Consider the following 26,843-nt stretch of genomic DNA (forward strand, 5'->3'; position numbering starts at 1 on the left):
GATTCGTTCGGTTCGGCCCAACCCGAACGGCGCACCGAAGTCCAGCACGCCACCGCCGGGACCCCACCCGCTTTGGCGAGGCAACCCGCCGGATCCTCGCCGGCGAGGAGGTTCACCATGCCGCCCACAACGACAGGGATCGGCCGTCACCGCAGCAGCAGACCACCAACGAGCACGTCAGCGACGACGGCGCTGTTCCTCGCCGGCCGTCAGAATGACCCTCCAACCGTCGTACTCCGCACCCGCGTCCTCGTCCACCACGACATCGGTGATCCCCCGGCCGTTTCGGGGCGCGCACGACGGCCTCTGGATGACGCCCCGGCGACGAGAAGAAATGGGTCGCGGAGACCGCCATCGACAGGTCCCGACCAGCTTGTCCAGCCCGTGCCCGCTCTCGGGACAAGTGATCGGCTGACGCCCACAAGCGCTCCCACACCGCAGTCGTCGTCAACGAACCGGGCCGCAGACTCGCCACCAAGACCGTCTGCACCACCAGTGCCGACCACCTGGCGCTGCTGCGCTGGGCCGCCGAACACGCCCGGCAGCGGGTATGGGCGGTCGAGGACTGCCGCACCACCGGTTCGGCAAGCACTACCGGTTCTCCCGAGGTGATATCAGCGCGACCCTGCGGCTCTCCCCGCAGTCGGAGAAGCCGCAGCGCAGGCGCCTGAACATCGCCTGACCAGCGGTGACGAAGTTTTCCTCAACCAGAGCAGGAAGGGATGCACATGGCATACGCACAGCCTGAGGGAGCCGGGTGGCGATCCCGGTACAAACGACCGGACGGGACTTGGGCGAGCAGGTCAAGGTTCCCCTCGGAGACGCTGCTCGGAACCGGGACGCCGAGCCAGAGGCGCTGATCCGCCGGAACATGTGGATCGACCCTGACGGCCCGCGCGCTCGCCTGGCTGACCGCTCATGTCCCGCCCGTGCGCGTGCTCTTCGCGGCGCACTGCGACCCCGACGCCGAGGAGCCGCGTGAGGTCTGCCGGGACACCCTGGCCGAAGCACGACGGTTGGGCATCCCGGTACGACGACTGGAAGCGGCGGAACCCCACTTCGCCCGCGAGGGGACCGGTCGAGTCTGAATCCGCCGGTGTCGTCAGTCCGGCGCGGGGGCTTCATGCGTTCCGGTCGGCAACCGCGATCCCGAGGTGGCGAGGACATGGGTCCTCCGACGACCGCGATGCGGTCGACCGGCTGAGTTGGGCGATAACTCCACGAGTTGTCGGCGGTGTCGGAATGGGCGCGTCCGAAGGTTTCACATTACCGTCCCACCGCTGTGCGGGTTATCCACCGTTCAGGTTTTCGTGCCGAGGATCGGTTCCCGGGCCGCTCGGGGGTGCCGAGTGGACCGGACGGGCTTGGTGTCCGCTCATTCCGGGTGACGGAGGTCATCACCTGTGCGTTTGGTTGCCCACAGGGCGGTGGTCGCTTCTCGCTGCCCGAGGAAGGTGAGCAGTGCTCGCGACCGCGCGAGGCGTCTCCGATCGGTCGAACAGGGAAATTGCGTCCGTTTCGCCGTATTGTCCGTTTGGCGGTGCTCATCCTCAGGTTGATCTCAATAGGCGTTGGTCCATTGCCGTGAAACACCCCTGAATACGTGGACAGTCGACTGCGGTGTGGGCAATGTTGTCGGACGCGGAGGTGTCCCGATGAATACCTCGAACATCGCCTTGCTCGCCACCGACACCCATTGTCCCTATTGTGCGCTGCAATGTGGAATGACCGTCGACGCGGCGGGCGGAAACGTGCGGGTGCGGCCCAGGTGGTTCCCGACCAACCAGGGTGGGCTCTGCCAGAAGGGCTGGACGTCGACCGCGGTGCTGACCGCGCCCGACCGGCTCACCACCCCGCTGCTGCGCACGGCCGGGGACGGCTTGCGCCCGGCAGGGTGGGACGACGCGCTCGACCAAGTCGCACGGCGGCTGGCCGCGGTCCGCGACCGGCACGGCCCCGGGTCGGTCGGGGTGCTCGGCGGTGGCGGGCTGACCAACGAGAAGGTGTACCTGCTGGGCAAGTTGGCCAGGGTCGCGCTGCGCACGCCGCACGTGGACTACAATGGCCGGTTCTGCATGTCGTCGGCCGCCGCGGCGACCATTCGCGCGTTCGGCGTCGACCGCGGGCTCCCGTTCCCGCTCACCGACCTGGCCGGGGCGGACGCGGTGCTGCTGGTGGGTGCGAACGTGGCCGAGACGATGCCGCCGTTCGTGCAACACCTGGGCCGCGCGATCGACGCCGGCGGGCTGGTCGTGGTCGACCCGCGCCGCACCGCCACCGCGCGGCACGCGGGCCTGCACCTGCGTACCCAGCCGGGCACGGACCTGGCGCTGGCCCTGGGGATGCTGCACATCGCCGTCACCGACGGGCACGTCGCCGAGACCTACGTGCGGGAGCGCACGTCCGGGTTCGACCGGGCGTGGCGGGTGGCGGCGCGGTGGTGGCCGGAGCGCACCGAACGGGTCACCGGGGTCGCGGTCGCCGACCAGCGGCTCGCCGTGCGCCTGCTCGCCCAGGCGGACAACGCCTACGTGCTCACCGCGCGCGGCACCGAGCAGCACGCCAACGGCACCGCGATGGTCTCGGCGTGGGTCAACCTCGCCCTGGCGCTCGGCCTCCCCGGCGTCGCCGGGTCCGGCTACGGCACCATCACCGGCCAGGGCAACGGCCAGGGTGGCCGCGAGCACGGCCAGAAGGCCGACCAGCTCCCCGGCTACCGCAAGATCGACGACCCGGACGCGCGTCGCCACGTGGCCGCCGTCTGGGGCGTGCCCGAGGCCGAGCTCCCGAGCCGGGGCCGCTCCGCCTACGAGATCCTCGACGCGGCCGGGCGACCGGGCGGCATCCGGGCGCTGCTCGTGTTCGGCACCAACCCGGTGGTCTCCGCGCCCGACGCGGCCCGCGTCACCGAGCGGCTGCGCGCGCTGGACCTGCTGGTGGTGGCGGACTTCGTGCGCTCGGAGACGGCGGAGCTGGCCGACGCGGTGCTCCCGGTCACCCAGTGGGCCGAGGAGGACGGCACGTTGACCAACCTGGAGGGCCGCGTCCTGCTGCGCCGCCGCACGGTGGACCCGCCCGACGGCGTGCGCGGCGACCTCGACGTGATCAGCGGCATCGCGGTCCGGCTCGGCCAGCCGCCGGAGCGGTTCCCCACCGGGGTCGAGGAGGTGTTCGCGGAGCTGGGCAGGGCGAGCGCGGGCGGCCCGGCCGACTACTCGGGCATGAGCCACGGGCGGCTGCGCGCCGGTGAGGGCCTGTACTGGCCGTGCCCCGCGCCCGACCACCCCGGCACGCCCCGGCTGTTCCTCGACGGTTTCCCGCTGCCGGGCGGCCGGGCCCGGTTCGCCCCGGTCGACCACGCGGCCCCGGCGGAGACCACCAGCGAGCGCTTCCCGCTGTGGGCGACGACCGGGCGGTTGTTGCAGCACTACCAGACCGGCACCCAGACCCGCCGGGTCGCCGAGCTCGACGAGGCCGCGCCCGAGGTGTACGTGGAGGTCCACCCGGACACCGCGGCGCGGGCGGGCCTGGCCGACGGCGGGCGGGCGACGGTCAGCTCCGCGCGCGGCAGCACGTCGGCGCGCGTGCGGTACGAGCCCACGATGCGGGTGGACACGGTGTTCCTGCCGTTCCACTTCCCCGACGGGCAGCGCGCGAACCTGGTGACCAACCCGGCGCTCGACCCGACCAGCCGCATACCCGAGCTGAAGGTGTGCGCGGTCCGCCTCGACCCCCATCCGCTGCCCGAGGAAGGAACCCGACGGTGAACCGCCGACAGGTGATCGTGATCGGTTACGGCATGGCCGGCGCGCGCCTCGCCGACGAGATCCGGGCCCGCGACCCCGAGGGCGCCCGGGTCGCGCTGACCGTGGTCGGCGCCGAGGCGCACCCCGCCTACAACCGGGTGCTGCTGTCCGGTGTGCTCGCGGGTGGTCTGGACCCCGGCGCGGTGCTGCTGCACGAACCGGACTGGGCCGACCGCAGCGCCGTGGACCTGAGGGTCGGGGTCGAGGCGACCCGCGTCGACCGCGCCGCGCGGGTGGTGGAGTGCTCGGACGGCGCGCGGCTGCCCTACGACGCGGTGGTGCTGGCGACCGGCAGCGCGCCGTGGCTGCCGCCGGTGGAGGGGCTGCTGGACGACGACGGCCGCGTCGCGAGCGGTGTGGTGGCGTTCCGCGACCTCGACGACTGCGCCCGCATCCTCGCCGCGGCCCGGCCGGGAGCGCCCGCGGTGGTGCTCGGCGGCGGGCTGCTCGGGCTGGAGGCGGCCAGGGGCCTGGTCGCGCGCGGGAGCCTGGTCACCGTCGTGCACCCCGTGTCGCACCTGATGGAGCGCCAGCTCGACCCCGGCGCGGGCCGGGTGCTGGCCGACGCGCTGGAGCGGATGGGCGTGGAGTTCCGGTTCGGCCGGGTGGCCCGGCGGTACGTCGTCGGTGCCGAGGTGGAGCTGGACGACGGTGCCCGGCTGCCCGCCGACCTGGTGGTGGTGTCGGCGGGCGTCCGCCCGGCGACCGACCTGGCCCGCGACTGCGGGCTGGTCGTCGAGCGGGGTGTCGTGGTGGACGACGCGTTGCGCACCAGCGACCCGCGCATCTACGCGCTCGGCGACTGCGCCCAGCACCGCGGTGTGGTCAACGGCCTGGTCCAGCCGGCGTGGGAGCAGGCGACCGTGTTGGCCGACCTGCTCACCGGCGCCGTGCCGGGCGCGCGCTACCGCGGCACGCCCGTGGTGACCAAGCTGAAGGTCCGCGACATCGACCTCGCCTCGCTCGGCGAGGTGCACGTCGAACTGGACGAGCCCGGCGTCGAGGTGCTGCGCGTGGAGGACCCGACCCGCGGCCGGTACGCCAAGATGGTGTTGCGGGACAACGTGATCGTCGGTGCGATCCTGGTCGGCGCGCCGGACGCGGCGGCCACCGTGGTGCAGCTGTTCGACCGCGGCCTCCCCGCGCCCGACGACCGGCTGGCCCTGTTGCTGGGCCGCGCCTTGGCCGCGGCGACGGCGGTCAGCCCGGCCGACCTGCCCGCGACCACCCTCGTGTGCCGCTGCAACACCGTCCGCAAGGCGCAACTGGTGTCCGCGTGGGACGCGGGTGCGCGCGGCGTGGCACCGCTGGTCAGCGCGACCCGCGCCACCACCGGTTGCGGCACCTGCCACGACCTGGTCAACGCCATCGCCGACTGGCTCGCCGCCCGCAAACCCGCTCCCGCCTGACCACCGCTCCCGCCTTCAGCCGCGGGTAGCCGGGTGCGACGCGTTGTCCCCACGAGACCGGGAGGGCTCGACCCTGCTCAGAACGTGATCGTCCGGGCGATGTCCCAGCCGCCCGGGTTGCTCGACCACCTGGTCGCCGGGTTGGTGAACCCGCCTGGCGTGGCTTCCATGACGAACAGGCTGGTGCTGGCGTTGCCGTAGTCGTAGAACGCACCGATGTCGGCGCGTCCGTCACCGGTGTAGTCGCCGCTCATGAAGCGGGTCTGGTTGGCATTCCAGCCGCCCGGGTTGCTCAGCCACCGCCGCGTCGCGTCGGAGAACCCGTCGGCCTTCCCCTCCCACACGAACACACCAGTCTGGCCGTTTCCGTAGTCGAAAGACGCCGCCACGTCGGTGCGGCCGTCGCCGTTGTAGTCGCCGGAGAGGTAACGGCTGCGTCCGGAGTCCCAGCCGCCTTCGTAGCTCGACCACTTCGACGAGAGAGCCAAGGAGGAGTGGCAGAGGCACACGGGCATCGAAGTAGACTAGGCGGTGTCCTGTAATTCGTCATCGGAGCCAGAGCACGATGGCGGCGATGGTGAGTTCGGCCTGGTAGTAGGCGGCGCGTTTGGCGTAGCGGGTGGCCAGGCCGCGGAACTGTTTAAGCCGGTTGAAGCAGCGCTCGACCACGTTGCGTTGTTTGTAGCGTTCGGCGTCGAAGGCCGGTGGTCGTCCGCCGCGTGAGCCCAGGGTCGCGCGGCGGGCGACCTGGTCTTTGCGTTCGGGGCAGGTGAACGTGATCCGACGGGTGCGCAGGGCGAGTCGGGTGGACTTGTGCGAGTACGCCTTGTCCGCGATCACCGCCTCGGGCCGGACGCGCGGGTGTCCGGGTCCGGGGCGGGCGACGCGGATGCCGTCGAGCAGCGGCGGCAGTCGCGGGTTGTCCCCGGCCTGGCCCGGTGTGATCAGGACGCGCATGGGCAGGCCGCGTCCGTCGACCGCAATGTGGATCCTGGTGCTCAGACCGCCTCGGGACCGGCCGAGTCCCTCCCCTGCGACGGCGAGGGCTTCGACCCCGGCGGTGCATCCCCCTTTTTCCGGGCACCGGCGGCGTGTTGGTGGGCCCGGACGACGCTGGAGTCGACGCTGACGATCCACTCCAGCCCGCCCACGGAGTCGTCCTTGACGATCACCCGGTCCAGGATGCGCTGCCAGGTCCCGTCCGCGGTCCACAACCGCAGCCGCTCGTGCGCGGTCTTCCACGGGCCGTAGCGTTCGGGCAGGTCACGCCACGGTGCGCCGGTGCGCAGCTTCCACAGGATCGCGTTGATCACCTGCCGGTGATCCCGCCACCTGCGGCCACGCCCGGACACCGGTAACAGCGGCTCGATCGCCGCCCAGGCACGATCGGTCAACTCACCACGACCCACCATGCACCAGAACTACCAGACGCCCTGATCACCGGCTTACAGGACACCGCCTAGTGCGTCGTCTTCGGTGAGCAGTGTCTTGATGTCGCGGACGCAGTTCTCGAGGAAGGCGCCGTCCTTCATCCGGTCGCGGACGGCGCGGCGGGCTTCGGTGCTGATGTCGGCGACTTCCCGGGCGGCGATGTCGAAAACGACGGGGATGCTGATCTCGGCCTTGTAGAGGTCGGCGATGTCGTAGACGAAGGATTTGACGTGACCGGTGTGGACGAAGCCGAGACCGGGTGCGCAGCCGAGGGCGACGATGACGGCGTGCACGACGCCGTAGAGGCTGGTGTTGGCGGCCGAGAGTGCCTGGTTGACCGGTGTGCCCGCAGCGAAGTCGTCGGGGTCGTAGTCGCGGCGTTCCCAGGTGATGCCGACTCGGTGGGCGTGCTCGCGGTAGAGGCGGCGGACGCGGGCGCCTTCCCTTCCTCGGAGTTGTTGCATGGTCAGGCCGCTGGTGTCCTCGTCGGGGAAGCGCATCGCGTACATCTGGCGGGCGACACGCAGACGGGTGCGCTGGTTGGAGACGAGGTTCGCCTGGATCTCCAGGAGGCGGGAGTTGGCGGCCAGGGCGCGTCCGTGGGCGTAGTAGCGGACGCCGTGTTCGCCGACCCAGACCGCGGTGGAGCCGCTCTCGGCGAGCAGGACCATAGCCTGCTGGCTGACGGTGGCGCCTGGGCCGAGCAGCAGTGCGCCCAGTGTCGCGGCGGGGATGTGGACGGTGCCGCGTTTGTCGGTCGCGGTGATGGCGTTGTCGTCGCGGTGGACGTTGCAGTGGTCCAGGTAGAGGAACGAGATGCGGTCCTGGGCACGCACGAGCTGCGACAGAGGGACGGGCGGTGCTCCGGGGATATCAGGCACGGCGGACCGGTGCCAGGGTGAGCAGCCCGCAGCCGTAGCCCTTGGCCGGGCCGATGCCGGTGACGAGGCTGGTGCGCAGCGCGTCGGCGTCGGTGATGCGCAGGTGGCCTTCGAAGGTGGCCACGGTGAGGGTGACGGTGGCGTCCTTGCGCCGGAAGTTCAGGGTCTGCCGTCCGCGCACGGCGACGTCGGGCTCGTCGTTCCCGCCGGTTTCGACGGTGAATCCGGACCGTTGGGCGCGGTCGAGCAGCCACTGGGTCTGTTGGGCGACGGTGACGTGCCCGTGGCGCTGTGAACGGCCTGTGGTCGAGTGCTTGCGGGTGCCCTGGGCGGGGTTGGCGGAGAGCCGGAAGGCCCACTGCTGTCCGGTTTGCAGTCGGTCCAGCAGTGTCCGGTAGTCGACGGTGTCCCAGGTCTGGGTGGTGGGCCGGCCGACTTGTTCCACCAGGTGGGTCAGGTCGGGCCGTTGGGGGCTGACGATGTAGAGCAGGACTTGGTGCTGGTTGCGGTCGATGCGCCACAGCACTCGTCCCGGTTGGTCGGTGGGCGGGGCCGCGGGGAAGGCGGCCATGACCGCCGCGTGGATCTTGTGCGGGGACGCGAGCAGGTTGCGGGCGGCGCGGCGGGCCGGATTGATCTCGAAGCGGGTCAGGTGCATCAGGCGATTTCCTCGAATGCCGCCATCGGGTCGAACGGGTCCGCCGGCGGGGCGGTGGGTTGGTAGGAGGGGTTGGGGACCTCGACCTGGTCGCGGTGCACGGTGCGCCAGCCGTAGGCGCGGTTGCGGGGGTCGAAGCTGACGGGTTCGTCGCGCACGAGTTCGGCGTCGGCCGCGTCGGCGGGGCAGTCCACGACGATGTCCAGTCCGACCGTGGGCGAGCAGTGGCGGCGTTGCGTCCAGGGGGAGGCGTGCCACGGCTCGGTCTCCAACCGTTCCCGCACGGTGCCCTCGCGCAGGCCGTGCAGCAGCTGCCCGGCGGGCGGGCAGGACCGGCGGCCGAGGTAGAGGGGGAAGACGGGGGAGCGCAGCGCTTGTTCCAGGCCGCGCAGCAGGTCGGGGTCGCCTTCCAGCGCGACTGTGAACACCGCGTCGGCCAGGTAGAACCGGTAGGACAGCGGCATCGTGGTGGAGCCGTCGAGGCTGCGGGCGGTCTGGAAGTCGCGTTCGAGTTGGCCGGGTTGGTCGATGCGCACGCCGATCCGCAGCGAGAGCAGTTCTTCCAGCGGGTCGGTGCGGCGCACGCCCTGTGCGGCGGCCAGCAGACCGATGACGCCGCTGCGGCTGGGCACCCGGTCGGTGTTGCGGCGGACGAAGCGGCTGCTGGTGCCCCACGACTGCAGCGGCGCGCCCAGCCGCAACAGCAGGGTGGTCACGCCTGCTCCGCCAGGCGGTCGCCGACCAGGGCTCCCACGGCCCGCACGGTCGGGTCGAACGTGCCGCGCTGGGCCAGCTCGGTCAGCGGCGCGACCTTCTTCTCCCCGACGCCGAAGACCCAGGCGGCGACCGGCTGTTCGTCGTAGGCTTCGTGCAGTTCGCGCGCGTGGTCGGCCAGGCGCGTGATGGCCTGCACCACCCGTCCGCCCTCGGCGTCGTCCTGCACGGCTTCCTCGAACGCGCCGACCAGGTTGATCGACTGGGTTTCGCGGACCACGACGAGCACGGCGTCGGGCAGGGTCCGGTTGGCGAAGGTGTTCTGCTTTCCGGTCGGCATACTCGCGACGAAGGCCCGGGTGAACGCCTCGACCGCCCGCCGGGTCGCCTCGGCGTCGCCGAGGTTGTCGTGCAGGCGGTTCACGTCCACCGTGGCGTAGCGGTAGAGAGTGGAGGAGTTGAACTCGACGGTGCCGATCATGCCGGCGCCGGCGTCTTCTTCCTCGTCGGCCTGCTTGTGGTCGTCCACGGCGGTGAAGTAGTCGTACTCGTTGTCCACGGCGTGCACGCTCAACGCGTGGGCCACCTGCGCCGCGGCGTCGACGTTGAGGTCGGTGGCGTCGGCGACCATCCGGCCGAACAACGCGACGTCCACCGAGTGCTCACGGTCGGCGCGGGCACGGGCCTGCGCCTTGGCGATGTCGGGTTTGCCCTCGCCCGCCGCGGCGGCGGCCTCGACCGCGAGTTCGGCGAGGCCGGTGATCTGCCGGTTGCTCAGGAACAACAAGTAGCCCGACTCGGGCGGGGCGTCGGCCTTCCGCGCCGGGGTGATCTTGATACCGGCGGCGGTCAGCACCGCCTCGGCCAGCTCCAACGCCCGCCCGGACAACACCGGGTCCTGCCGGACGATCTCCTCGGACAGCAGCTCCACCACCCGCTTGGTCCGCACGCCCAGCTCGGAGGTGTCGAGCAGTTCGGCGAACGTGGCGCGGGTGGCGCGTTTCCACGCCTGGCTGGACACCCGGGCTCGACGCCGCCCGCCGTACACCGCGGTTTTGGGGCTGCCGGTGTCGTCGCGGTTGATGTTGCTCGGCGGCACGGTCTGTACGACGTGAATGTCGACAATGGTTCGTGACACGGAAGTGCCTTTCACAGGAGAGATCGAGGTCAGTCGAGGTCGGGTTCGGGTTCGCGGGTTTCCGGTGCGTCCCCGTCTGCGGAGTCGGCGGGGCGGGGAGTGCGGAAGAACTCCCGGCCCCAGCGCAGTCGGACGCGGGAAGCGCCTCCGCGTCGCTGCCACCACAACAGGTCGTCGGCCAGCGCGGCGTAGTCGAGCGGGATCTCGGCCGGACGCAGCAGTTGCACCGCGCCGCGCAGGTGGTGCACCAGTTCTTCCAGGCTCTGCGAGGAGCCCAGGGTCTGGAAGCGGCGCAGCACCGGCGGGATGGTCGTGTCGAACTCCGTCGGGTGCAGCATCCGCAGCGACCGTCCGAGTCCGAACCCGCGTTGATGCATCCGGTTGTTGCGAGATTGCTGGTGCAGGGAGTAGAGCGTCAACGCCACGTGGGCAGCGGTCTCCGCGGGTGTGGGCTCGTCTCCCGCGTCCGGGCCGGCGAACGCGTCGGAGACGGTGTACTGCAGGATCTCCTGCACGCTACCCGCGGGCTTGCCGACGCCGCGGCGCAACCGCGCCAGTGCGGCCACGGCCGCCGCACGGTCGGCCAGGACGCCTTCCTGCAGCGGCTGGATGAGCGCGTGCACCTCGACGCCCACCGGGGTGAGCGTCGCCCAACGCTGTCGCCAGTCACCTTTGTCGGGTTGAGCCGTCGTGACGGTCATGAGGTCACCTCGAAGTCGGCGTTGGCGAAGGGCAGCGCGGTGCGCAAGTCGTTGAGGAACCAGCGGTAGGCGTGCGAGGACGTGATGAACCGTTTGTTCGCGACGCGGCCGGTCCACGCCGCCACGGGTGCCCTGTCCAGCATGTCCTTGCCCAATCGGTGGATGACGCCCCAGGCCGCGCGGTGCCAGTCGGCCCGGGCTTGCAGTGGTTCGGTGTCCGCGGTGACCTCGCGCAGCCACTTGCGGAACAGCGGGTCCATGCTCGCGTAGGCCAGTTCGAGCGCTTGGTCGCGCACGCCGTCGCGGGTGCCGGGTTTGGCGCGCGGGTCCGGCCGGTACCCAGCCGCCTCGCCGAGGTTCCGGGCCAGCTTGCCCAGCGCGCGAGCGGCGTTCTCCGCGTCGCGGACGCAGTCCACCGCGGTGTGGGCGAGGTCGGCGCGACGCAGCAGCACGGCGTGCAGTGCCACCACGTCGTCGATGATTTCGGTGGTGGTGGCGCTCTGGGCGCCGTAGGTCATCCCTACCGTGTGTAGTCGGACGAAGTAGTCCTCGCCGATGACGTCCTCCACCTCCGCGACCCACTCCACGACCCCGGGAGTCAGGAACGGCGCGGCGTCCTTGCCTTGCGGTGGCACGGCACCGGGAAGCAGTGGCTGCAACCCCCGCCACACGGCCTTCTGCGGGTCGTGCTCGCGCGGCATGTAGACCAGAGGCTTCCGCAGCTTCTTCTCCTGCGCCTGGCTGCGCCGCCAGGCCGTGTGCGGCTCCACCTCACTCCGGTTCTGCGGCCCGAGCGGTTTCCCGTTGCAGATCAGCACACCGGTGACCTGCTGGCCGTCGTGGGTCAGCCTGATCCGGCGGCTTTGCCAGGTGTACAAGTCCACCCGCCCGGTCGGTGTCAGCCCGTCGACGGCGTCCTTCACGGGATCGAACCGATCCCGCTCCCACGCCGGCAGATCGGCGTCGTCGTGGTAGGGGAGGAGGTTGAGCAGCAAGGTGTCCCGCAACGACTTCCCGACGGGCACCACGCCGCCCAGGTTGCCGGCCCAGCCGGTGCCGATCGGATAGCCCTTGCCCTGCTTGGTCCGGGGGTCGTCGGCCGCACCGGACTTGATGCCCGACGGGTCGAACGCGTGGCAGTGCACCAGCCACCGCGCCGCCTCGGCGAACGACAGCGTCTTCACACCACCCAGTCGGGTGGTGAAGTACGGGTGCCCGTTGGGCACGTCGGCGATCAGCCGGTCCAGCTCCGACACCTCGTCCTTCGCCGTGCGCAGCCCCGGGACCTGCATGAACGGCAGTTCCCCGTCGAGCAGGTCGAAACGGTGCCGATGCACGGCCAGGTAGTCGGCGATCTTGTCGACCGGAAGCCCGTCCTGCCAGTAGCCGGCCCACTCCTCGAAGTCCTGCGGACCACGGAGAGCCCTGTGCAGCACCGCCAGCAGCAGCCGGGTCAACGCGAACACCTGGGTGGGCACGTCCCCGAGCAGCGCGGTGACCTCGTGTGATCGGCGGAACACGTCCAGCAGGGACAGCTCCACCTCGTGCCCGTGGCGGGTACGGGCGGTCAACCAGGGCCGGTCGACCAGGTTGAACGACACCGTGTCATCCCCGTTCATGCGTCAGCCCTTTGCGCGGGTCGTAGGTGAGGAGGAAGCGCACGTCGCCGTGTCGGATCTCCGCCCTGCGGTTCTCGTCCAACACCAACACCAGCTGACCCCGCAGCAGCGGCGAGGAGTCGAAACTGGTGAACCTGTTCGCCTCCAACGCCGCGATCAGCGCATGATCGACTCCGGGATTGCTCAACGCCACGGGCAGTCGCAGCGCACACGACGCGACCACCTTCGCCTGCGCCGGGTCCATCTCCAGGTCCACCGGTATCGGCTCGCCTCCGCCGCGCTCGATCCACTCGGGCGTGAGCAGGCCGCCGTGCCCGTCGCTCTGCACGACCAGAACTTCCAACGACTCCGCGCCGTCACGGACCTGGGCCAGACCCTGCGGGGTCTCGTCGGCGTCGCCGACCCCCGCCCGGATCCACCCCACCAACGACCCACTCGTCGGACCCGTCTCGCCCAGCAGGAACGCGCGCGCGGCATCCGCACGCCGCGCGGCCAGGAGCTCGGCGTCCCGACGGGCGTACTCCATCGGCTGCTGCCACGCCTGCGGTCCCAGCGGCTCGTCGCCGTAGGCGGACTGCACCAACGGCGCGATATCCGCCGGCAGACGCACAGCGGCCCGATCCACCAACAGCGCCGCCGACCGGAACAACAGGTGCTCGCCGTACACACGACGCGACCCCGGCACGGTCATCACCGGCGCACCGTCCCAGTCCTCGACACCGACCACCGCGCACCGCGCCCGCACCACCGGTTCCGGACGCGACCGCTGATGACGATGCAGCCTGCCCATCCGCTGCAACATCAGATCCATCGGCGCCAGGTCGGTGACCATCACGTCGAAGTCGACATCCAACGACTGCTCCACCACCTGCGACGCCACCACGATGTGCTGACCCGGCCGGTGACCGTCGGGCCCGAACCGCCGCAGCAGCCCCAGGTCGATCCGCGCCCGGTCACACGCCAGGAACCTCGAATGGTCGATCGTCACGTTCTCCGCACCGAACTCGCGCTCCAGCCGCTCGGCCGTCTCCTGAACCCGAGCCACGGTGTTCCGCACCACCACCGCGCACCCACCCTCGCGCAGCCGATCACGCAGATAGCTCACGAGCGTGTCCAAGTCGTCGGGCAACCGGTCCAGCGCCACGTCGACACCCGGCTCGGGCAACGGCAACGACCGCGACTCCACCTCGCCCGTCGCCACGATGCACGGGTATCCCGGATCGACTGGAACCCGCGAATCACCCGAGTACGCGGCGACCAGCTCGGCCCGACGCGCCGCGGGCAGCGTCGCCGACAGCAGCACCACCGGAACCCCGTATGCGCCAAGCCAGTGCAACACCCGGTGCAGGTACTGCGACATGTACACGTCATAGGCGTGCACTTCGTCGATCACCACGACCTTCGACGCCAACCCCAAGTGCCGCAACATCAGGTGCCGACTCTTCAACCCGGCGAACAACACCTGGTCGATCGTCCCGACCACGAACGACGCCAGCACACCCTTCTTCCGACCCTGCAACCACACATGAGCCACCGGCGCGTCCCCGATGTCGAAACCGATCGACGCCAACCACCCCTTGCGCAGCAACCCGTCGAACTCGTCGTTCAACGATGCCTTGCCATGCGCCAACGTCACGCTGGTCGACCCGTCACGCCCCGGCAGGGCCTCCAACCACCGCCTGACCCGACCGAACATCGCATCGGTCGTCGCCTGCGTCGGCAAAGCGACGAAGCACCCGTCCGCCCCGGACCTGGCCGCCAACTCCTCGGCCGCCAGCAACGCCGCCTCGGTCTTGCCCACCCCCATCGGCGCTTCCACGATCATCAGCCCGGGGACTGCCTGTTCCCGGGCGACCTCGACCGCGGCCACCTGCACCGGTCGCGCACCGGCGGCCCGAGGATCGAACCGTGCGCGGAACACCGCTCCCACGTCGCCTTCGACCGGCTGGGCACGCCACCGCCCGGGCAGTCCCAACCTCTTCCACCCCAGCTCCACCCGAGCGTCGAGGTCGAACTCGGCGGGCGGTTCGTGCGCCTCCAACAAGGGGAACAGATCGCCGTTCGACGCGATCCAGTCGGCCAGGATGACGATCGAGGTCAACAACACCTGACTCGGCAAGCTCAACCGGACATCCCGGTACCGCGACAAATCCACCTCAGCCGAGGCGCGGCGCAGGAAGAACTCCCGAGCTTCCCGCCACACTCCGACACCGGTCAGTTCCGTCAACCGTCCGACCTCGGCCAACGCCGACCGCTCCGGCGGAACCCCGTGATGGCTCGCGACAATGCCACCCAACTGCTCGGCCAACACCACCCGCTCGCCGCCGAACGCGGCACGAAGAAAATCGCGCACCGCGGAGTACCCGACCAGTGCATGATTCGCCCGACCGCGCTGAGGATGCGACACCAACATCGGCGAAGCGGAAAAACCGGCGGCACGCATCCGATCCGCGAGCGTCGGCACCTGCACAGCGAACGCAGGACTCGCTTTTCCGACGTCATGGCACGCAGCCAACCAGCACGCAAGGGCCCGCACGCCATCGACACCGTCCGGAAGATCACCGGCAATCCGCCCGATCACCTGCGGCGACACCCACTCCTCCACCAACAGCGCCGCCACCGCGCCAGTGTCATCCAGGTGCTGTTGCAGCGGCAGCCACTGCGTCATCCGGCCGTGAGTGTCGAAAACCGACTTCGCCCACACCACACGCCAATCGACCACGACCGAGACACGATCCTTCCGCAACGAAAATGCGTCAGCAATCTAGCCCTGCCCACCGACAGATCCAGCACGCCAAGCCCGGAAACCCTCGAATGGAGTAACCTCGCCGTCATCCGCAATTCTGCGTATGCAAGGAGGAGTGGTCGCTCTATGGCGACCACTTCTCCCGTTTGGCGCCTCACCCCGACCGGTTGTGCGAGTACCTTCCGTGTGCCTGCCCGAACAGCTGGGCAGGGACACGAACCGCTACTTGATGCGTCGGTAGAGGCGCGTGATCACGAGGTACATCACTGCGACGTATGCCAGCACCCCGACAGCCACGGACGCGCCGACCGTCAGTGCCGACCAACCCGCTACCGCCACGAGCAGACTTGCTGCCACCAGACTGGCAGCGACGGCGACGAGTCCTCCTAGGGGCAATACGCCCAACGTGGCAACGAGCAGAGCGCTCGGGACGGCCATGCGGCCGGGACCGGCCTCGCTGCTCGGTGGAGTTCCGCCTATCATCTAGGCACTTCCTTCCTGGGCTCACTAGTAGGGAGTCCTTCGGGTTGCGCCCCGAAGTGCCCCGCCCGCCTCCGAGCCGGGAGGCGGGCGGGGTGTCTTAGTGATCAGTTCAGAATGAGTCGGCGTGTTGGCTTTGCTTGTGGCGCAGGGCGTTCCAAGATCGTGGTGTGCGTGAGGAGGTTCTGACCGACGAGCTGTGGGCCCGGATGGAGCCGTTGATCCCGGTGCGCCCCAGGCGTTTTCGTTACCCGGGCCGCAGGCGTGCCGACGACCGGGCGGCACTGGAGGGCATCCTGTACGCGGTGCGCACCGGGATCGGGTGGAACCGGCTGCCCACCGCGCTGTTCGGCGCCTCCGGGGCGACCTGTTGGCGGCGGTTGACCGAGTGGCACGAGGCCGGCGTCTGGCAGGAACTGCACGAACGGCTGCTCGCCGAGCTGCGCGGTGCCGGGCTGCTCGACCTGTCCGCCGCCCTGGTCGACTCCACCCACCTGCGTGCCCTCAAAGGGGGGACCACACCGGGCCGAGCCCGGTCGACCGACGCAAGCCCGGCTCGAAACATCACCTGGTCACCGACGCCACCGGCATCCCGCTCGCCGTCACGTTGACCGGCGGCAACCGCAACGACGTCACCCAACTGATCCCGCTGCTCGACGCCGTGCCGCCGATTCGGGGCGTGGTGGGCAAACCCAGGCGACGCCCGAGGCGGGTCTACGCCGATCGCGGCTACGACCACGACAAGTACCGCCGCCTGGTCCGCGCCCGCGGCATCACCCCGCTCGTCGCCCGCCGCGGCGTCGACCACGGCTCTGGGCTGGGCACGGTCCGCTGGCCGGTCGAACGCACCTTCGCCTGGATCAAAGGCTTCCGCCGACTCCGCATCCGCACCGAACGCCGCGCCGACGTCCACCAGGCCATGCTCAGCCTGGTCTGCTCGATCATCTGCCTACGAAAACTCATTCTGAACTGATCACTTAGTAGGTTCACCCCCGCTTGCGCGGGGAAGACGCCTGATCGGCATTCGATCCGCTACGGAACTCACCAGGCTGGAACACCCCGTGCCATCGGGACCGACAGCTCCGTCCCCTCGCGTTGACGGAGCGTGTCTGATTGATCATGCGCGGTAATGTAGCGTATGCACTCCTGCTCCACAAACCAGCATCTAACCGCAACGGAACACAACAGGCGTTCGACCATTTGGTACTGGACGCATCAGACCTTCATGGCGTTCAGGTGCTGGCTCGGTGCACCTGTGGTGCGGCGTCGGGACGAGCAACGGACGAATCCTCGCTCGTTCCGAGCGCACTTCCGCGTCCGGCTCTTGTCAAGGGGTAGAGCAGCAGTTCGAACTCCCGCCTGCGGGGAGCCAGAGGGCTGGGAAGCCTGACTGGGATCCATCTGTCATCGACCGCTCAGCTGCCGACGTAGTGCCGCGGCCCGTGGATCGGTGAAGTCGGCTATGGCTGCCAAGGCCTTGTCACGGTGCTGGCGGGCTTTGCTCGGCTCGTCGAGCTGGTCGAGGACGACAGCGAGGCCGGCCAGCGACAGTGCCGTGTGCCAGTGGTCGGCGAGGTCTTGGTGGATGGTGGCTGCGATGCGGTGGAAGTCGGCCGCTTCCTTGAACCGTCCCAGGTCCCGGTAGGCGAGTCCCGTGCCGTCGAGCGCCTGTGCCTCGCGGCTTCGATCACCGTGTCGTTGGTGCAGCACGACGGCGCGGTGGTAGGAAGCCAGCGCGTCGGGGATGCGGCCGGACTCGCGCTGGATGTGGCCCTGCTCGATCGACCAGTACGCCTCCCAGGTGAGGTTGGCGTTGGCGGTGGCGATCTGCATCGCCTCGTCGATGGACTGTAGGGCCTCCGAGTGCCTGCCGAGCTCGCGGTAGGAGCGGGCGAGCGCGTGCAGCGCGTCGCCCTGACCGAGGGGGTTGCCGACGGCGCGGTGGAACGCCAGGTTCTGCCGCGCGAGTTCGATCGCGGTGGTGTTGTCGCCCATCTGGTACGCGGTCACACCGAGGTTGCCGCGGGCGACCGCCTGCCACAGGTCGCTGTCCAGCTCGCGGGCGATGGCCAGGCACTGGTCGAACAGCTGCCGGGCTTCGGTCAGGTGTCGGCGGCGGAGGTTGAGGTGGCCCAGGCCGTTGAGGGCGGCGGCCTCGCCCAGGCGGTCGTGGGTCTCGCGGCAGGCCGCGAGGCACAGGTCGAAATAGCGCGCGCCGTCGTCGAGCTGGTGTGTCTGCACGCAGACGGTGGCCATGCTTTCCAGTAGTTCGGCTTCCGCGTTGCGGTTGCCGGCGTGGCGGGCGGCGCGGAGTCCGACTTCGGTGGTGATGCGCCAGTCGTCGATGGGGCCGAGGATGCGGTAGACGTGGTGCAGGATCGCCGCAAGTCGCCAGGCGTGGTCGTGGAAGGTGCCATTGGCGGCGGCTTGTGTCGCGGCCAGGAGGTTGGGGCGTTCGGCCAGGTACCAGTCGTTGGCGTCGGCCACAGTGGCGAAGGTTGGATACGGCACGCTGAGGGTGTCGTCGGGTTCGAGTTCGACGCGAGGCGCCAGCGGGTTGAGTGTGGCTTTGAGTGCGTCGGCACCGTGGAGGTACCAGGTCACGACGCGGCGCAGTGCCGAGGCCCGGTCCTGGTCGGTTTCCTCGTCGCGGGCCTGGTCGTGCGCGTAGAACCTCAGCAAGTCGTGGAATTGATATCTGCCCGGCCCGGCCGGTTCGAGCATGTGGGTGCCGGCCAGGGTGTCGAGCGTGCGGCGTGCGCCGGCCGTCGTGGTGCCGGTGAGTGCGGCGGCTGCCGGGACGCTGAAGGTGCTTCCCGGGTGCAGTGCCAGCAGACGGAAGAACCGCGCCGATTCGCCGGTGAGTGCGCGGTAGGACCATGCGAAGACGCTGCGGACGGCGTCGCTGTCGTCGTCGCCGGCCAGCGCCTGCCACAGGCCGGACTCGTCCCGCAAGTCCTGGGCGAGCGCGTCCAGCGGCACCATTGGTTCGCGAGCGGCTCGCTCGGCCGCGATTCGCAGCGCCAGTGGGAGTCGTCCGCACAGCCGGGCCAGCTCCGCCATCTGGTCAGGTTCGTCGCCGGAGCGGTAGTCGGTGGTGACCTCCTGCAGGAGGGTCACCGCTTCGGGTTCCGTCAGCATGTCCAAGGTCAGCCGATGTGCACCGTCGCGGAACATCAGGCTGGACAGGCGGCTGCGGCTGGTCACCAGGGTCAGGCACTCCGCGGTGCCCGGCAGCAGCGGTCGGGCTTGGGCTGCGGTGGCGACGTTGTCCAGCAGGACCAGGACCTTCCGGTCCGCGAGCAGGGACCGGAACAGGGAGGCTTTGGCTTCCAGGTCTACCGGGATCGCGCCGCGTGGGACGTCGAGTGCGCGGAGGAAGTGCTCCAGGGCTTGCGACGGCTCGACCGGTGGGCCGGGATCGTAACCGCGCATGTTCACGTAGAGCTGGCCGTCGGGGAAGTTGGCGCGGACGCGGTGTGCCCAGTGCACCGCGAGCGAGGTCTTGCCGACGCCGGCGGTGCCGGTGATGACCGCGAGCCTGATGGTGGAGGGCTGCTTCGCGTCGCCGAGGAGGATCTTGTCGAGGCGTTCGAGTTCGGCGAGCCGGTTCACGAAGCCGCGGACGTCGGCCGGCAACTGGCGCGGGTGCACCGTCCACTGGTCGTGCGGTCTGGATGCGTGGAAGTGGACGCCTCCGTGGACGTCCCGCGCCTGGACGACCTCGTCCGCCGAACCCGACACCTCGGAACGGATGCCGTGGTCGGACGAGCGATGGTGCCGGTCGTCCCGGTCTGTCACGCTACCCCGGCCGAGGTGGATCGAGAGGCGCGATCTCGCGTTCGAAGTACGCGTCGAGATCCTCGCCTGCCGCGTACATCTCCTTGCACAGATCCACGCACCGCCGGAACGATTCCGAGTCGATGATCCGCCGCGCCCCGGTTGGTTGTCCGTCGTCGGAATAAAGGACCCGGTACACCGTGTTCGCGCCGGTGGCGATGATCTCGGGCAATGGTCCGTTGTCCTCGTACTCGTGAATATCGGCGGCTTTCACGACGCGTATTTTTTCGCCCGCGTCGGCGGAGAGCCGGAGGTAGTGCAGTTCCCAGCGCACGTAGAGCTGCACCGGCTCCTCGACGACCCGCACACGGTACAGCGTCACCCCCTCATCGCGGACCTGCTCGTAGTACCGCCGATACAGAGGTCGGTTCTCCTCGATGAGCCGGATCGAGTCGTCCCACCGTCCCTCGGAGAAGGCCACCCACGGCGGGTCGTCCGGATCGCTGAAGTACTGGCGGCGCTCGATCTTCCACGCCTCGCGCGTTCCGTTCGGGTCCCGGCGGCGGGTGCGGAAGTCCGCGCTGTACTGCTCGAGATCCAGCAGCACGCTACGGGTGTCGTCGAAGTACTCACTCATCGGGCAGGTGGGTCTTCGCGGACAGCAGTCTCCGCCGCGGGACCACCACCAGCCGCTCGTGCGAGGCGATGCTGACCCCCTCGGGCAGCCGCGCCCGGTACTCGTCGGTCAGGTCCGAACCGATCACGACGAAGTCCCCGTTGTCCATCTCCCACACATCGGGACATGTCTCATAAGGAGGGGATTCATTGTCGCCGAGTCGGCGCACAAAATCAGAATTCGGATTCGCTACCCATGACTGACCCATAACTCGCCCCCGAGTCCTGGCAGGATGAGACGAAGCTACCACGGGGAACCGTGCGACACGTCCACCAAGTGGCGGATAGTAACCGGTCGAGCGGCGGGGTATGGCTAAGTCGCGAGGAATCGTCACAGTCCGCGTCGCGATCACACCACCGAGAGTCCGACTGGCCACTTCCTTAGAGAGCAACGGCCACCATCGGTTGCGGTGGCGTTGTCATCACGAAACCTTATGGTCTACGGGAGCCGCAATAGTACGGGTTCAATGGCTCGGCCTTGTGCCCGGGCTTGCATCGCTCGTGGGTGGCAGCAGTGCACTGGAACACGTACGGCCCACCAGGGTGACGACTTCCTGGCATGTGCGGCGTGCGCCAACGACACGTCTCGGCTGAGCCGGTCGCCTTGTCCTCGCCAAGCAGGGGTACGAATGGTGCTTGCAGGGCGAGGCGGCCCCTCCACGCATCGTGTCGATGCAGTCGGACCGATCAACCCACTTTCGGTGATCCGGGCGGTCGACCGCAATCCTGCGTTGCGGTCTACTTCGAGTCACGCTGTGGTGTCGATGTTCAGCCATCGAGCTGACCTCGACAGAAGAAGGGTTGCTGGTCGGTTCAGGTGGTTGACGAGGCCGAAGACGGGTCATCAGTCGTCGCCCGTGCGTCTGACGGGGCGGCCGTCCTTCAGGCCGGTAGGGACATCACGGTTCACGTCCACGTGATCCCGAGCCAGCCGTCGTCCCCGCTTGGTCCGGCGCCGGCCGTGTCGCGGCGGGGAAGACTGCCCGGAGTGCTCGACCTGTTCGTCGGACGTGATGTCGAGTTGTCCCAGCTGGAAGCGTCCGTGGCCAAGCCGAGCCGTCGGACGGTAGTAGTCGTGATCCACGGCTTGGGTGGGGTGGGCAAGAGCGCGCTTGCCAACCGCTTCGCGCACTTGCGTGCGGAGCAATTTTCCTTGGTGTGGTGGATTTGCGCCGATTCGCCTGCCGCGTTCACAGCCGGGTTGGCGGTGCTGGGGGTGTTCCTCGATCCACAGGTCGCCGACCGGTCGATCGAGCAGCAGAGCGAGTCTGCGATCACATGGCTCGCATCCCACGATGGCTGGATGCTCGTCCTGGACGATCTCGCGAACCCAGGCGACGCGGTCATGCTGTTGGAGTGGTTGTGGACCGGGACTGTTGTGATCACCTCGCGCAGAGCGACGGGATGGGGCAGTGCTCGAACGCTGCGTCTGGACGAGCTGCCTCGGGATCAAGCCGTCGAACTGCTCACCAAGGTCGCACGTTGCGCTCGACCACACGCCGATCTCACGGATGCGGACCTCCTCTGCCGGGAGCTCGGCAACCTGCCTCTGGCCATCGAACAAGCAGCGTCCTTCCTCGCCAGCGCTGCGGTGACTCCCAGCCGGTACCTCGAGTTACTGCGGGAGCAGCCCTCCAGGATGTTGGCCGCCCGCAGCAAGGGTGGCGACACCCAGCGCACCCTTGCGCAAGTCTGGCGTGTAGCGCTCGACAGTGTGGTCGCCAGCCCATTGGCGGGGATGGTGCTGCGGGTGCTGGCATGGTTCGCACCCTCGGGAATCCCGAGGTCGTTCCTCGACAGCCTGGGGGACGAACTCGAGATCTGCGACGCGTTGAGTCGATTGGCCACCTGGAGCATGATCGGCCTGGCCGAGACCGCGATATCGGTTCACCCTCTGGTCCAGGCTGCCGCACGCACTCCGGAGCCCACCGGCCCTCACCGGCGGTCCGGCGACATCGCCATCAGCCGTGACTTCGCTGCTGATGCCATAGTGAGGGCACTCCACCAGGGCGATCGAGACAAGCCCTCGGCTGCCGCCCTCGTGCAGGCAGCGCTGTTGCACGCCCGGACCTTGATCGACCGGATCGCATCGGATACCGAAACCGCAGCTACCTGTCGACTGCTCAACGAACTGGGCACCCATCTCAAGGACAACGGTGACCCAACAGCCGCCATCGGATATCTCGCCCGTGCGCACCGAGGTCGCGAACGCATTGTGGGACGCGATCACCCGGACACACTCGATTCCCTGCACGACCTGGCTCACGCGTATCGTCTCTCGGGCGACTCGGCGAACGCCATCCACCACGGTGAGATCACTCTCGCGAGCCGCCAACGGGTGCTCGGCCGTGGCCACCCGGACACCGTGACCTCGCGGCACGAACTTGCTCGTGCCCTTGAGTCTTCCGGGGCTCTGGATCGAGCGATCCTCCTCTATGAAGCTGTCCTCACGAGCCGTGTACGGCAGTTCGGATTTGATCACTCTGCGGCACTCGACCCCCTGAACGACCTCGCACGCACCTACAGGTCATCTGGAGACCCCGTCAGAGCGGTACCGCTCTATGGAATCGCCCTGGCGAGCCTGGAGGGGAGGCGGACAGACGGCCATCCCACCGTAGTTGCGCTGAAAATTGACTTCGGTCACGCGTGCTGCTCATACGGTGACTACAGCAAGGCGATCCCGCTTTACGAAAGCGCCCTAGTGGAACGCGAGCGGGACCTCGGGCGCGACCATCCGGACACAGTGGACCTCCGGCGCCACCTTGCCCTCGCGTGCGGAGAGTCCGGAGAGTTGCGACGGGCGGTCTCCCTCTACGAGAGGGTCCTCGAGAGTCGCAGGCGTGTGCTGGGTGACGTGCACCCGGACACGCTCGGCTCCTCATGCGACCTTGCCCATGCGTGCTGGATAGTCGGTGACACGGGTCGTGCGATCCTGATCTGCAAGTCGATCCTCGTCGACTGCCGACGAGCACTTGGTCCGCATCACCCCACGAGCAACGCAGTCATCGCTCTTCTTAGCCACATTTCAGATGAGCCGAGCCCGAGGGAACCATGACAGCCAGACCCAGGCGCCTGGTCGCCGCCCGGAGTCGGGCGGGCCCTTCTCGAACAGCATCCGGAACACGCAGAACTGCACGCTTGGCTGCACGACAAAGCGCAACACATCAGCGACCGCATCGATCAACTGAGCCGGATAGTCGTGACCACGCGCCCGCGATGGTCGATCATCTCGCCCCACTGCCCGACAATCCTGCTGACCGGGAACGGTGGCGCCGGCTCATAGGGCACATCGCCGCGTATAGGGAACGCTGGAACGTGCCTGAAGCGTCGACGGCGCCGCTGGGATCGGAGGGGCGGGGAACCCAGAAAAGGGCCTATCGCTGGCTGGCGAAGGCTCTCCACGCGGTCGCGAACCAGCAGAGTGTGAGTGGGCACGTTGAAGTCGCCGAGCCCGGAACCGGTGTGACGGACCGCGCCGACATCAACCCAAGGACTATGAAAGTTCGTGCTATGCGAGTCCGCGAACGATCCGCTGAACGAGCGAGACGTTCCTCGGTTAACAAGTCCGCCAATGGGCCAAGTGTCAAGACCGTCAAAGATCGACCCAAGAAGACTCTTTGATCACTTCCGTCGACTTGCCCTCCTGCGTTTCACGCGCTTCGAGTGGTGGTTGGCGTAGTCGGGGACGGCGGCACCAATCGAACCGACTTCAGCATGGCTAAATCGTCTGCTTGCTCGAGCATGGACGAATCATTCTCGGCCTACTGCATGACAGATCTCCGCGTCCTCGCCGCGCACTGCGGCCCGCCGATGCGGATGGCAGGTACATTGAACTCGAAGACTTCAGTGTCAACTAAAAAATCGCAGGTAGTTATTGCCTTGGTGCGGCCTAGCCTTACTCGAGTGGGGGGACATGCTGCCGCCTTCAGGGGTGTGCAGGTGGCGCGGACCACCCCCGCTCGGGCGGGAAAGCCTCGGCCGCCGACGTCGCGGTGGCGCGGCCGAAACCCCCGCTGACGCGGGGAAGGTAGCGACTCGCGCACCCTGTCGGTGAGCGGCCAGACCACCCCCGCTCGCGTGGGGAGGACTTGATCTCGGCGGTCACCGTATTGGCGGGGTAGGGCCGCCGCCGCTCGCGCGGGACAGACAGGCCGCGCTGGACGCCGGGGAGCCCCCGGTCGGGACCACCCCCGCTCGCGCGGGGAAGACAACTACCCCGACACCAACACCGTGGTGCTCGACGGACCACCTCCGCTCGCGCGGGGAAGACGGCGTGTGGAAGGTGACCGGCCTCGGCAACGACGGACCACCCCGCTCGCGCGGGGAAGACTGGATGGTGTCGTGGGTGGGGGACTGCGTGGCCGGACTACCCCTGCTCGCGCGGGGAAGACACTTGCTGACGTGCAAGTTTACGCGCGCGGTAGCCGTTTTCATTCAACTTCGTGGACTGTGCGTCAGAGTCGCCGGCCGGGGCGGTTCGGGCGACTCCCAGGTTTTGAGGCTGCGGTGGGATCGATGTCGGCACATGCCGGTGAGACTGCAATGGACGGAGGCCGAGGGGCGACGGGAAGGCCGGGTTATGATCCACACGGTGTACGCGCCTTGGAGCCGGCGCAGATGGGGTTCGCTCCCGCCAACAGGCAGGGACGATCAGTTGGTCGGCTGCAGCTCTCGGCCAGGGGCGTATCGGCCGCCTGCTGGTGGCGTGGAGCCGAAGAAAATGTTGATCATCCTCATGGCTGTGGCTGTTGTGTTCGGCGCGCCCGCCGGCACGAGGCTGACTGCTTTCGGCCCACGTGCGTCCCAGTCGTTGCCGCCGTACCTCCTGAACGGCCGACTTTCACCTCGGTCGGCAGCGGCGATGACTTTCGGATGGAGCGTCTTGCCGCCGTTCGGAGTAACAAGCGCTACCCTTTGTCGGCACCTGCCGGAGGGTACCCCGACAGGCAGTGGGAGCTGATCGACCGGCTGCTTCCGGACCCTCCGTGGTCGGCCGGGCGCGGCGGGCGGCCGGAGGCCCACTGCCGTCGCCAGGTGGTGGACGCGGTCCTCTACGTGCTCGACAACGGCGTCAAGTGGAGGGCGCTGCCTGCTGCCGACTTCCCGCTCTGGTCGACCGTCTACCGCCGCTTCGCCGCCTGGGCCCTCGACATCGACAACCTCACCCGCGCGCTGCGCGACCGCGTCCGCCTGGCCGCAGGACGGACCGCCGCGCCGTCGGCCGCCGTGATCGACTCCCAGTCCATCCGCGCCGCGGAACCGTCGGGCGCGAGTCCCGCGGCTGGGACCACGCCAAGAAGGTCAACGGCCGCAAACGCCACATCGCTGTCGACACCCTCGGCCTTCTCCTCGCCGTCCCCGTCACACCGGCCTCACGACAGGACCGCGTCGCGGCCGTCCACCTGTTGCGCCGCGCCCACAGCGCAAGCCCGCGCCTGAGCCACCTCTGGGCCGACGGCGCCTACACCGGCGCCTTCACCATCACCGCCCAAGAGCAACACGGCGTCATCGTCGAGATCGTCCAACGTCCCGACGCCGCAACAGGATTCACCGTCCTCCGACGGCGGCGGGTGGTCGAGCGAACCCTGGCCTGGATCACCCGACACCGTCGTTGCGCCCGCGACCACGAACGCCACCTGATCCACCACACCGCATTCATTCACTGGGCAGCGATCCGGTTGATGAGCCTGCACCTCACCCGATGAGTTCAGCAACAGGCACTTAAGTAACTGCCGATGGCCCACTTTGTGGAGCCTGCGGTCGAGCTTGCTTATGTTGCACTGCGAGGCGTATGTCGTGCGGTACTACAGAATTCCGACCGCACCTGTTATCTCGGCACCCACGAGGTCGTCCCTGGTGAGGCCGGTGCCTGTCAGATCGGCATTGGTCAACCGAGTCTTTCCCAGGTGGACGCCCTTGAGATTGGCTCCTACCAGCTTGGCTCCGGAGAGATTCGCGTGCCTCAAGTCCGCAGATTGAAGGTCGGCTTCCGTGAGATCGGCAGCTTCCAGGTTGGCATCCGACAGGTCCGCGTGCTTCATCGAGGCCCGGCGGAGTTGGGCGCCGTTCATCCAGGCGCCGTTCAGTACGGTGTCGCTCAGTTCAGCCTCGTGGAGGACCGCGGCCCCGAAGCGGGCGAACTTCAGGGTGGCTCCCGACAGGCGTATTTTGCGGAGCGTGGCTCTACTGAAGTTGGCGTCCTCCAGGTCCGCCTTATAGGCGACGGAAGTGGACAGATCGGCGTCCGAGAAATCGGCGTCTTCGAGGTCGGCGTCCGTGAAGTACGATCCGAAGAGGTTCGCCCCGCCGAACAACGCATATATGCCGGTGGCATTCTGGAAGTTTGCCTCCCGTAGATCGGCGCCTGTGAACCGAGCGTGGTCGAGCGGTGCGTCGTGGAGGCTGATGCCGGCTATGCACGCACTGGGCAAGTCGATCACAGCGTTCCCACCGGACAGCGTTGTCCTGATCCAAGGAGTACGCGTCGATATCCGGATGGCGGCTTGGACGTCCGCACTCATCTTTATGTGACCAGCCGGGCACGGTGCCACAGGGGCGCGGGTATTGACCGACTCGATCAGTATCGCCGCGACGGTCGACCGGTGTTCCGTAGATTCTTCACCCAATGCCACGAGGGCGTGAATGCCGCCCAGGCGAAGATCAATCTTGTCCGACCCCAGCTGTTCGATCGCCTTGCTGAAGCGGTCGTTGCGTTGTCCGTCCTCGGCAAGGCGGACCTGGTCCTCTGTTGCCTTCGACTGCTTTTCGGTGGCGACGAGTGTTCGGCTGGTGAAAAACAGTCCGA

General features: G+C 68.7%; 19 protein-coding genes and 2 pseudogenes. 8 read left to right on the forward strand and 13 right to left on the reverse strand.

Features of this window, described 5'->3' with window-relative positions:
• The first annotated feature begins 550 nt into the window (after positions 1–550).
• The 4 genes and pseudogenes from C8E97_RS36465 (at position 551) to C8E97_RS13610 (ending at position 5,215) form a co-directional block, all read left to right on the forward strand.
• Positions 551–682: a hypothetical protein gene (locus C8E97_RS36465; protein WP_281275398.1), complete on the forward strand. Its 132-nt coding sequence runs from the start codon at positions 551–553 to the stop codon at positions 680–682.
• 202 nt (positions 683–884) lie between these two features.
• Positions 885–1,088 (forward strand): annotated as a pseudogene (locus C8E97_RS13600) (ketopantoate reductase family protein); the annotation flags it as partial.
• Between the two features lie 567 nt (positions 1,089–1,655).
• Positions 1,656–3,767, forward strand: a complete 2,112-nt coding sequence (locus tag C8E97_RS13605; protein WP_121005429.1) for a molybdopterin oxidoreductase family protein — start codon at positions 1,656–1,658, stop codon at positions 3,765–3,767.
• Positions 3,764–5,215 (forward strand): FAD-dependent oxidoreductase, encoded by a 1,452-nt coding sequence (locus C8E97_RS13610; RefSeq protein ID WP_121005432.1) that lies wholly within the window; start codon positions 3,764–3,766, stop codon positions 5,213–5,215. Before C8E97_RS13605 ends, C8E97_RS13610 begins: the two co-directional genes overlap by 4 nt.
• Positions 5,216–5,292: 77 nt before the next feature.
• Here the strand turns inward: C8E97_RS13610 and C8E97_RS13615 are convergent, their stop codons facing one another.
• The 9 genes from C8E97_RS13615 to cas3 form a co-directional block, all read right to left on the reverse strand.
• Complete coding sequence (locus tag C8E97_RS13615) at positions 5,293–5,730, reverse strand: FG-GAP repeat domain-containing protein (protein ID WP_121005435.1); 438 nt, start codon at positions 5,728–5,730, stop codon at positions 5,293–5,295.
• 31 nt (positions 5,731–5,761) lie between these two features.
• Positions 5,762–6,624, reverse strand: a protein-coding gene (locus C8E97_RS13620) for an IS5 family transposase (RefSeq protein ID WP_425470665.1) whose coding sequence is annotated in 2 segments (ribosomal slippage) — positions 5,762–6,256 and positions 6,259–6,624 — 861 coding nt in all. Because the reading frame shifts where the segments join, the coding sequence is not laid out codon by codon here.
• Between the two features lie 36 nt (positions 6,625–6,660).
• Entirely contained in the window at positions 6,661–7,482 is an 822-nt protein-coding gene (cas1e, locus tag C8E97_RS13625; protein WP_246018874.1) for a type I-E CRISPR-associated endonuclease Cas1e, read from the reverse strand.
• A gap of 37 nt (positions 7,483–7,519) precedes the next feature.
• Positions 7,520–8,185, reverse strand: coding sequence for a type I-E CRISPR-associated protein Cas6/Cse3/CasE (gene cas6e, locus C8E97_RS13630; protein WP_121005441.1), 666 nt, complete (start codon positions 8,183–8,185; stop codon positions 7,520–7,522).
• Positions 8,185–8,901, reverse strand: coding sequence for a type I-E CRISPR-associated protein Cas5/CasD (gene cas5e, locus C8E97_RS13635; protein ID WP_121005444.1), 717 nt, complete (start codon positions 8,899–8,901; stop codon positions 8,185–8,187). The genes cas6e and cas5e overlap by 1 nt, the downstream gene beginning before the upstream one ends.
• Complete coding sequence (cas7e, locus tag C8E97_RS13640) at positions 8,898–10,037, reverse strand: type I-E CRISPR-associated protein Cas7/Cse4/CasC (protein WP_121005447.1); 1,140 nt, start codon at positions 10,035–10,037, stop codon at positions 8,898–8,900. The genes cas5e and cas7e overlap by 4 nt, the downstream gene beginning before the upstream one ends.
• A gap of 29 nt (positions 10,038–10,066) precedes the next feature.
• On the reverse strand, positions 10,067–10,738 hold the full coding sequence (casB, locus tag C8E97_RS13645; RefSeq protein ID WP_121005450.1) for a type I-E CRISPR-associated protein Cse2/CasB: 672 nt from the start codon (positions 10,736–10,738) through the stop codon (positions 10,067–10,069).
• On the reverse strand, positions 10,735–12,357 hold the full coding sequence (gene casA, locus C8E97_RS13650; RefSeq protein WP_121005453.1) for a type I-E CRISPR-associated protein Cse1/CasA: 1,623 nt from the start codon (positions 12,355–12,357) through the stop codon (positions 10,735–10,737). Before casA ends, casB begins: the two co-directional genes overlap by 4 nt.
• Complete coding sequence (gene cas3 / locus C8E97_RS13655; RefSeq protein WP_246018875.1) at positions 12,344–15,079, reverse strand: CRISPR-associated helicase Cas3'; 2,736 nt, start codon at positions 15,077–15,079, stop codon at positions 12,344–12,346. The genes casA and cas3 overlap by 14 nt, the downstream gene beginning before the upstream one ends.
• Before the next feature lie 713 nt (positions 15,080–15,792).
• On the opposite strand from cas3, the gene C8E97_RS13665 reads away from it, so the two are divergent.
• Positions 15,793–16,556 (forward strand): IS5 family transposase gene (locus C8E97_RS13665; RefSeq protein ID WP_425470666.1). Its coding sequence is split into 2 segments (ribosomal slippage): positions 15,793–16,090 and positions 16,090–16,556, totalling 765 coding nucleotides; the frame shifts between segments, so codons are not numbered across the junction.
• A gap of 431 nt (positions 16,557–16,987) precedes the next feature.
• On the opposite strand, the gene C8E97_RS13670 is transcribed toward C8E97_RS13665, so the two are convergent.
• Genes C8E97_RS13670 through C8E97_RS35980 form a run of 3 tightly spaced genes read right to left on the reverse strand, consistent with a single transcriptional unit; the run spans position 16,988 to position 20,148 of the window.
• Positions 16,988–19,384, reverse strand: coding sequence for an ATP-binding protein (locus tag C8E97_RS13670; protein WP_246018877.1), 2,397 nt, complete (start codon positions 19,382–19,384; stop codon positions 16,988–16,990).
• A 1-nt stretch (position 19,385) separates the two neighbouring features.
• On the reverse strand, positions 19,386–20,000 hold the full coding sequence (locus C8E97_RS13675) for a DUF6879 family protein (protein WP_121005462.1): 615 nt from the start codon (positions 19,998–20,000) through the stop codon (positions 19,386–19,388).
• The gene (locus C8E97_RS35980; RefSeq protein ID WP_246018878.1) at positions 19,993–20,148 is read right to left on the reverse strand and encodes a hypothetical protein; all 156 of its coding nucleotides are present in this window, start codon (positions 20,146–20,148) and stop codon (positions 19,993–19,995) included. Before C8E97_RS35980 ends, C8E97_RS13675 begins: the two co-directional genes overlap by 8 nt.
• 878 nt (positions 20,149–21,026) lie before the next feature.
• Here C8E97_RS35980 and C8E97_RS13685 point away from each other — a divergent pair.
• The 3 genes and pseudogenes from C8E97_RS13685 (at position 21,027) to C8E97_RS35985 (ending at position 25,743) form a co-directional block, all read left to right on the forward strand.
• Positions 21,027–23,093, forward strand: a complete 2,067-nt coding sequence (locus tag C8E97_RS13685; RefSeq protein WP_170211809.1) for a tetratricopeptide repeat protein — start codon at positions 21,027–21,029, stop codon at positions 23,091–23,093.
• 1,817 nt (positions 23,094–24,910) lie between these two features.
• A pseudogene (locus tag C8E97_RS36800) lies at positions 24,911–25,171 on the forward strand (transposase); the annotation flags it as partial.
• A complete protein-coding gene (locus tag C8E97_RS35985; protein ID WP_170211811.1) occupies positions 25,114–25,743 on the forward strand; it encodes a transposase in 630 nt (209 codons plus the stop codon). The pseudogene C8E97_RS36800 and the gene C8E97_RS35985, both read left to right, overlap by 58 nt.
• A 99-nt stretch (positions 25,744–25,842) precedes the next feature.
• Here the strand turns inward: C8E97_RS35985 and C8E97_RS13695 are convergent, their stop codons facing one another.
• Entirely contained in the window at positions 25,843–26,559 is a 717-nt protein-coding gene (locus C8E97_RS13695) for a pentapeptide repeat-containing protein (protein WP_121005474.1), read from the reverse strand.
• Between the last annotated feature and the right edge of the window lie 284 nt (positions 26,560–26,843).

The organism is Saccharothrix australiensis, from assembly GCF_003634935.1.
In the GTDB taxonomy this organism is placed as follows: domain Bacteria; phylum Actinomycetota; class Actinomycetes; order Mycobacteriales; family Pseudonocardiaceae; genus Actinosynnema; species Actinosynnema australiense.

What these genes read in the sequence shown, in the direction of transcription:
- C8E97_RS36465 (WP_281275398.1), top strand. Translation starts at nt 551, where the DNA reads ATGGGCGGTCGAGGACTGCCGCACCACCGGTTCGGCAAGCACTACCGG.
- C8E97_RS13605 (WP_121005429.1), top strand. Translation starts at nt 1,656, where the DNA reads ATGAATACCTCGAACATCGCCTTGCTCGCCACCGACACCCATTGTCCC.
- C8E97_RS13615 (WP_121005435.1), bottom strand. Translation starts at nt 5,730, where the DNA reads ATGCCCGTGTGCCTCTGCCACTCCTCCTTGGCTCTCTCGTCGAAGTGG.
- cas6e (WP_121005441.1), bottom strand. Translation starts at nt 8,185, where the DNA reads ATGCACCTGACCCGCTTCGAGATCAATCCGGCCCGCCGCGCCGCCCGC.
- casB (WP_121005450.1), bottom strand. Translation starts at nt 10,738, where the DNA reads ATGACCGTCACGACGGCTCAACCCGACAAAGGTGACTGGCGACAGCGT.
- casA (WP_121005453.1), bottom strand. Translation starts at nt 12,357, where the DNA reads ATGAACGGGGATGACACGGTGTCGTTCAACCTGGTCGACCGGCCCTGG.
- C8E97_RS13675 (WP_121005462.1), bottom strand. Translation starts at nt 20,000, where the DNA reads ATGAGTGAGTACTTCGACGACACCCGTAGCGTGCTGCTGGATCTCGAG.
- C8E97_RS35980 (WP_246018878.1), bottom strand. Translation starts at nt 20,148, where the DNA reads ATGGACAACGGGGACTTCGTCGTGATCGGTTCGGACCTGACCGACGAG.
- C8E97_RS13695 (WP_121005474.1), bottom strand. Translation starts at nt 26,559, where the DNA reads ATGAGTGCGGACGTCCAAGCCGCCATCCGGATATCGACGCGTACTCCT.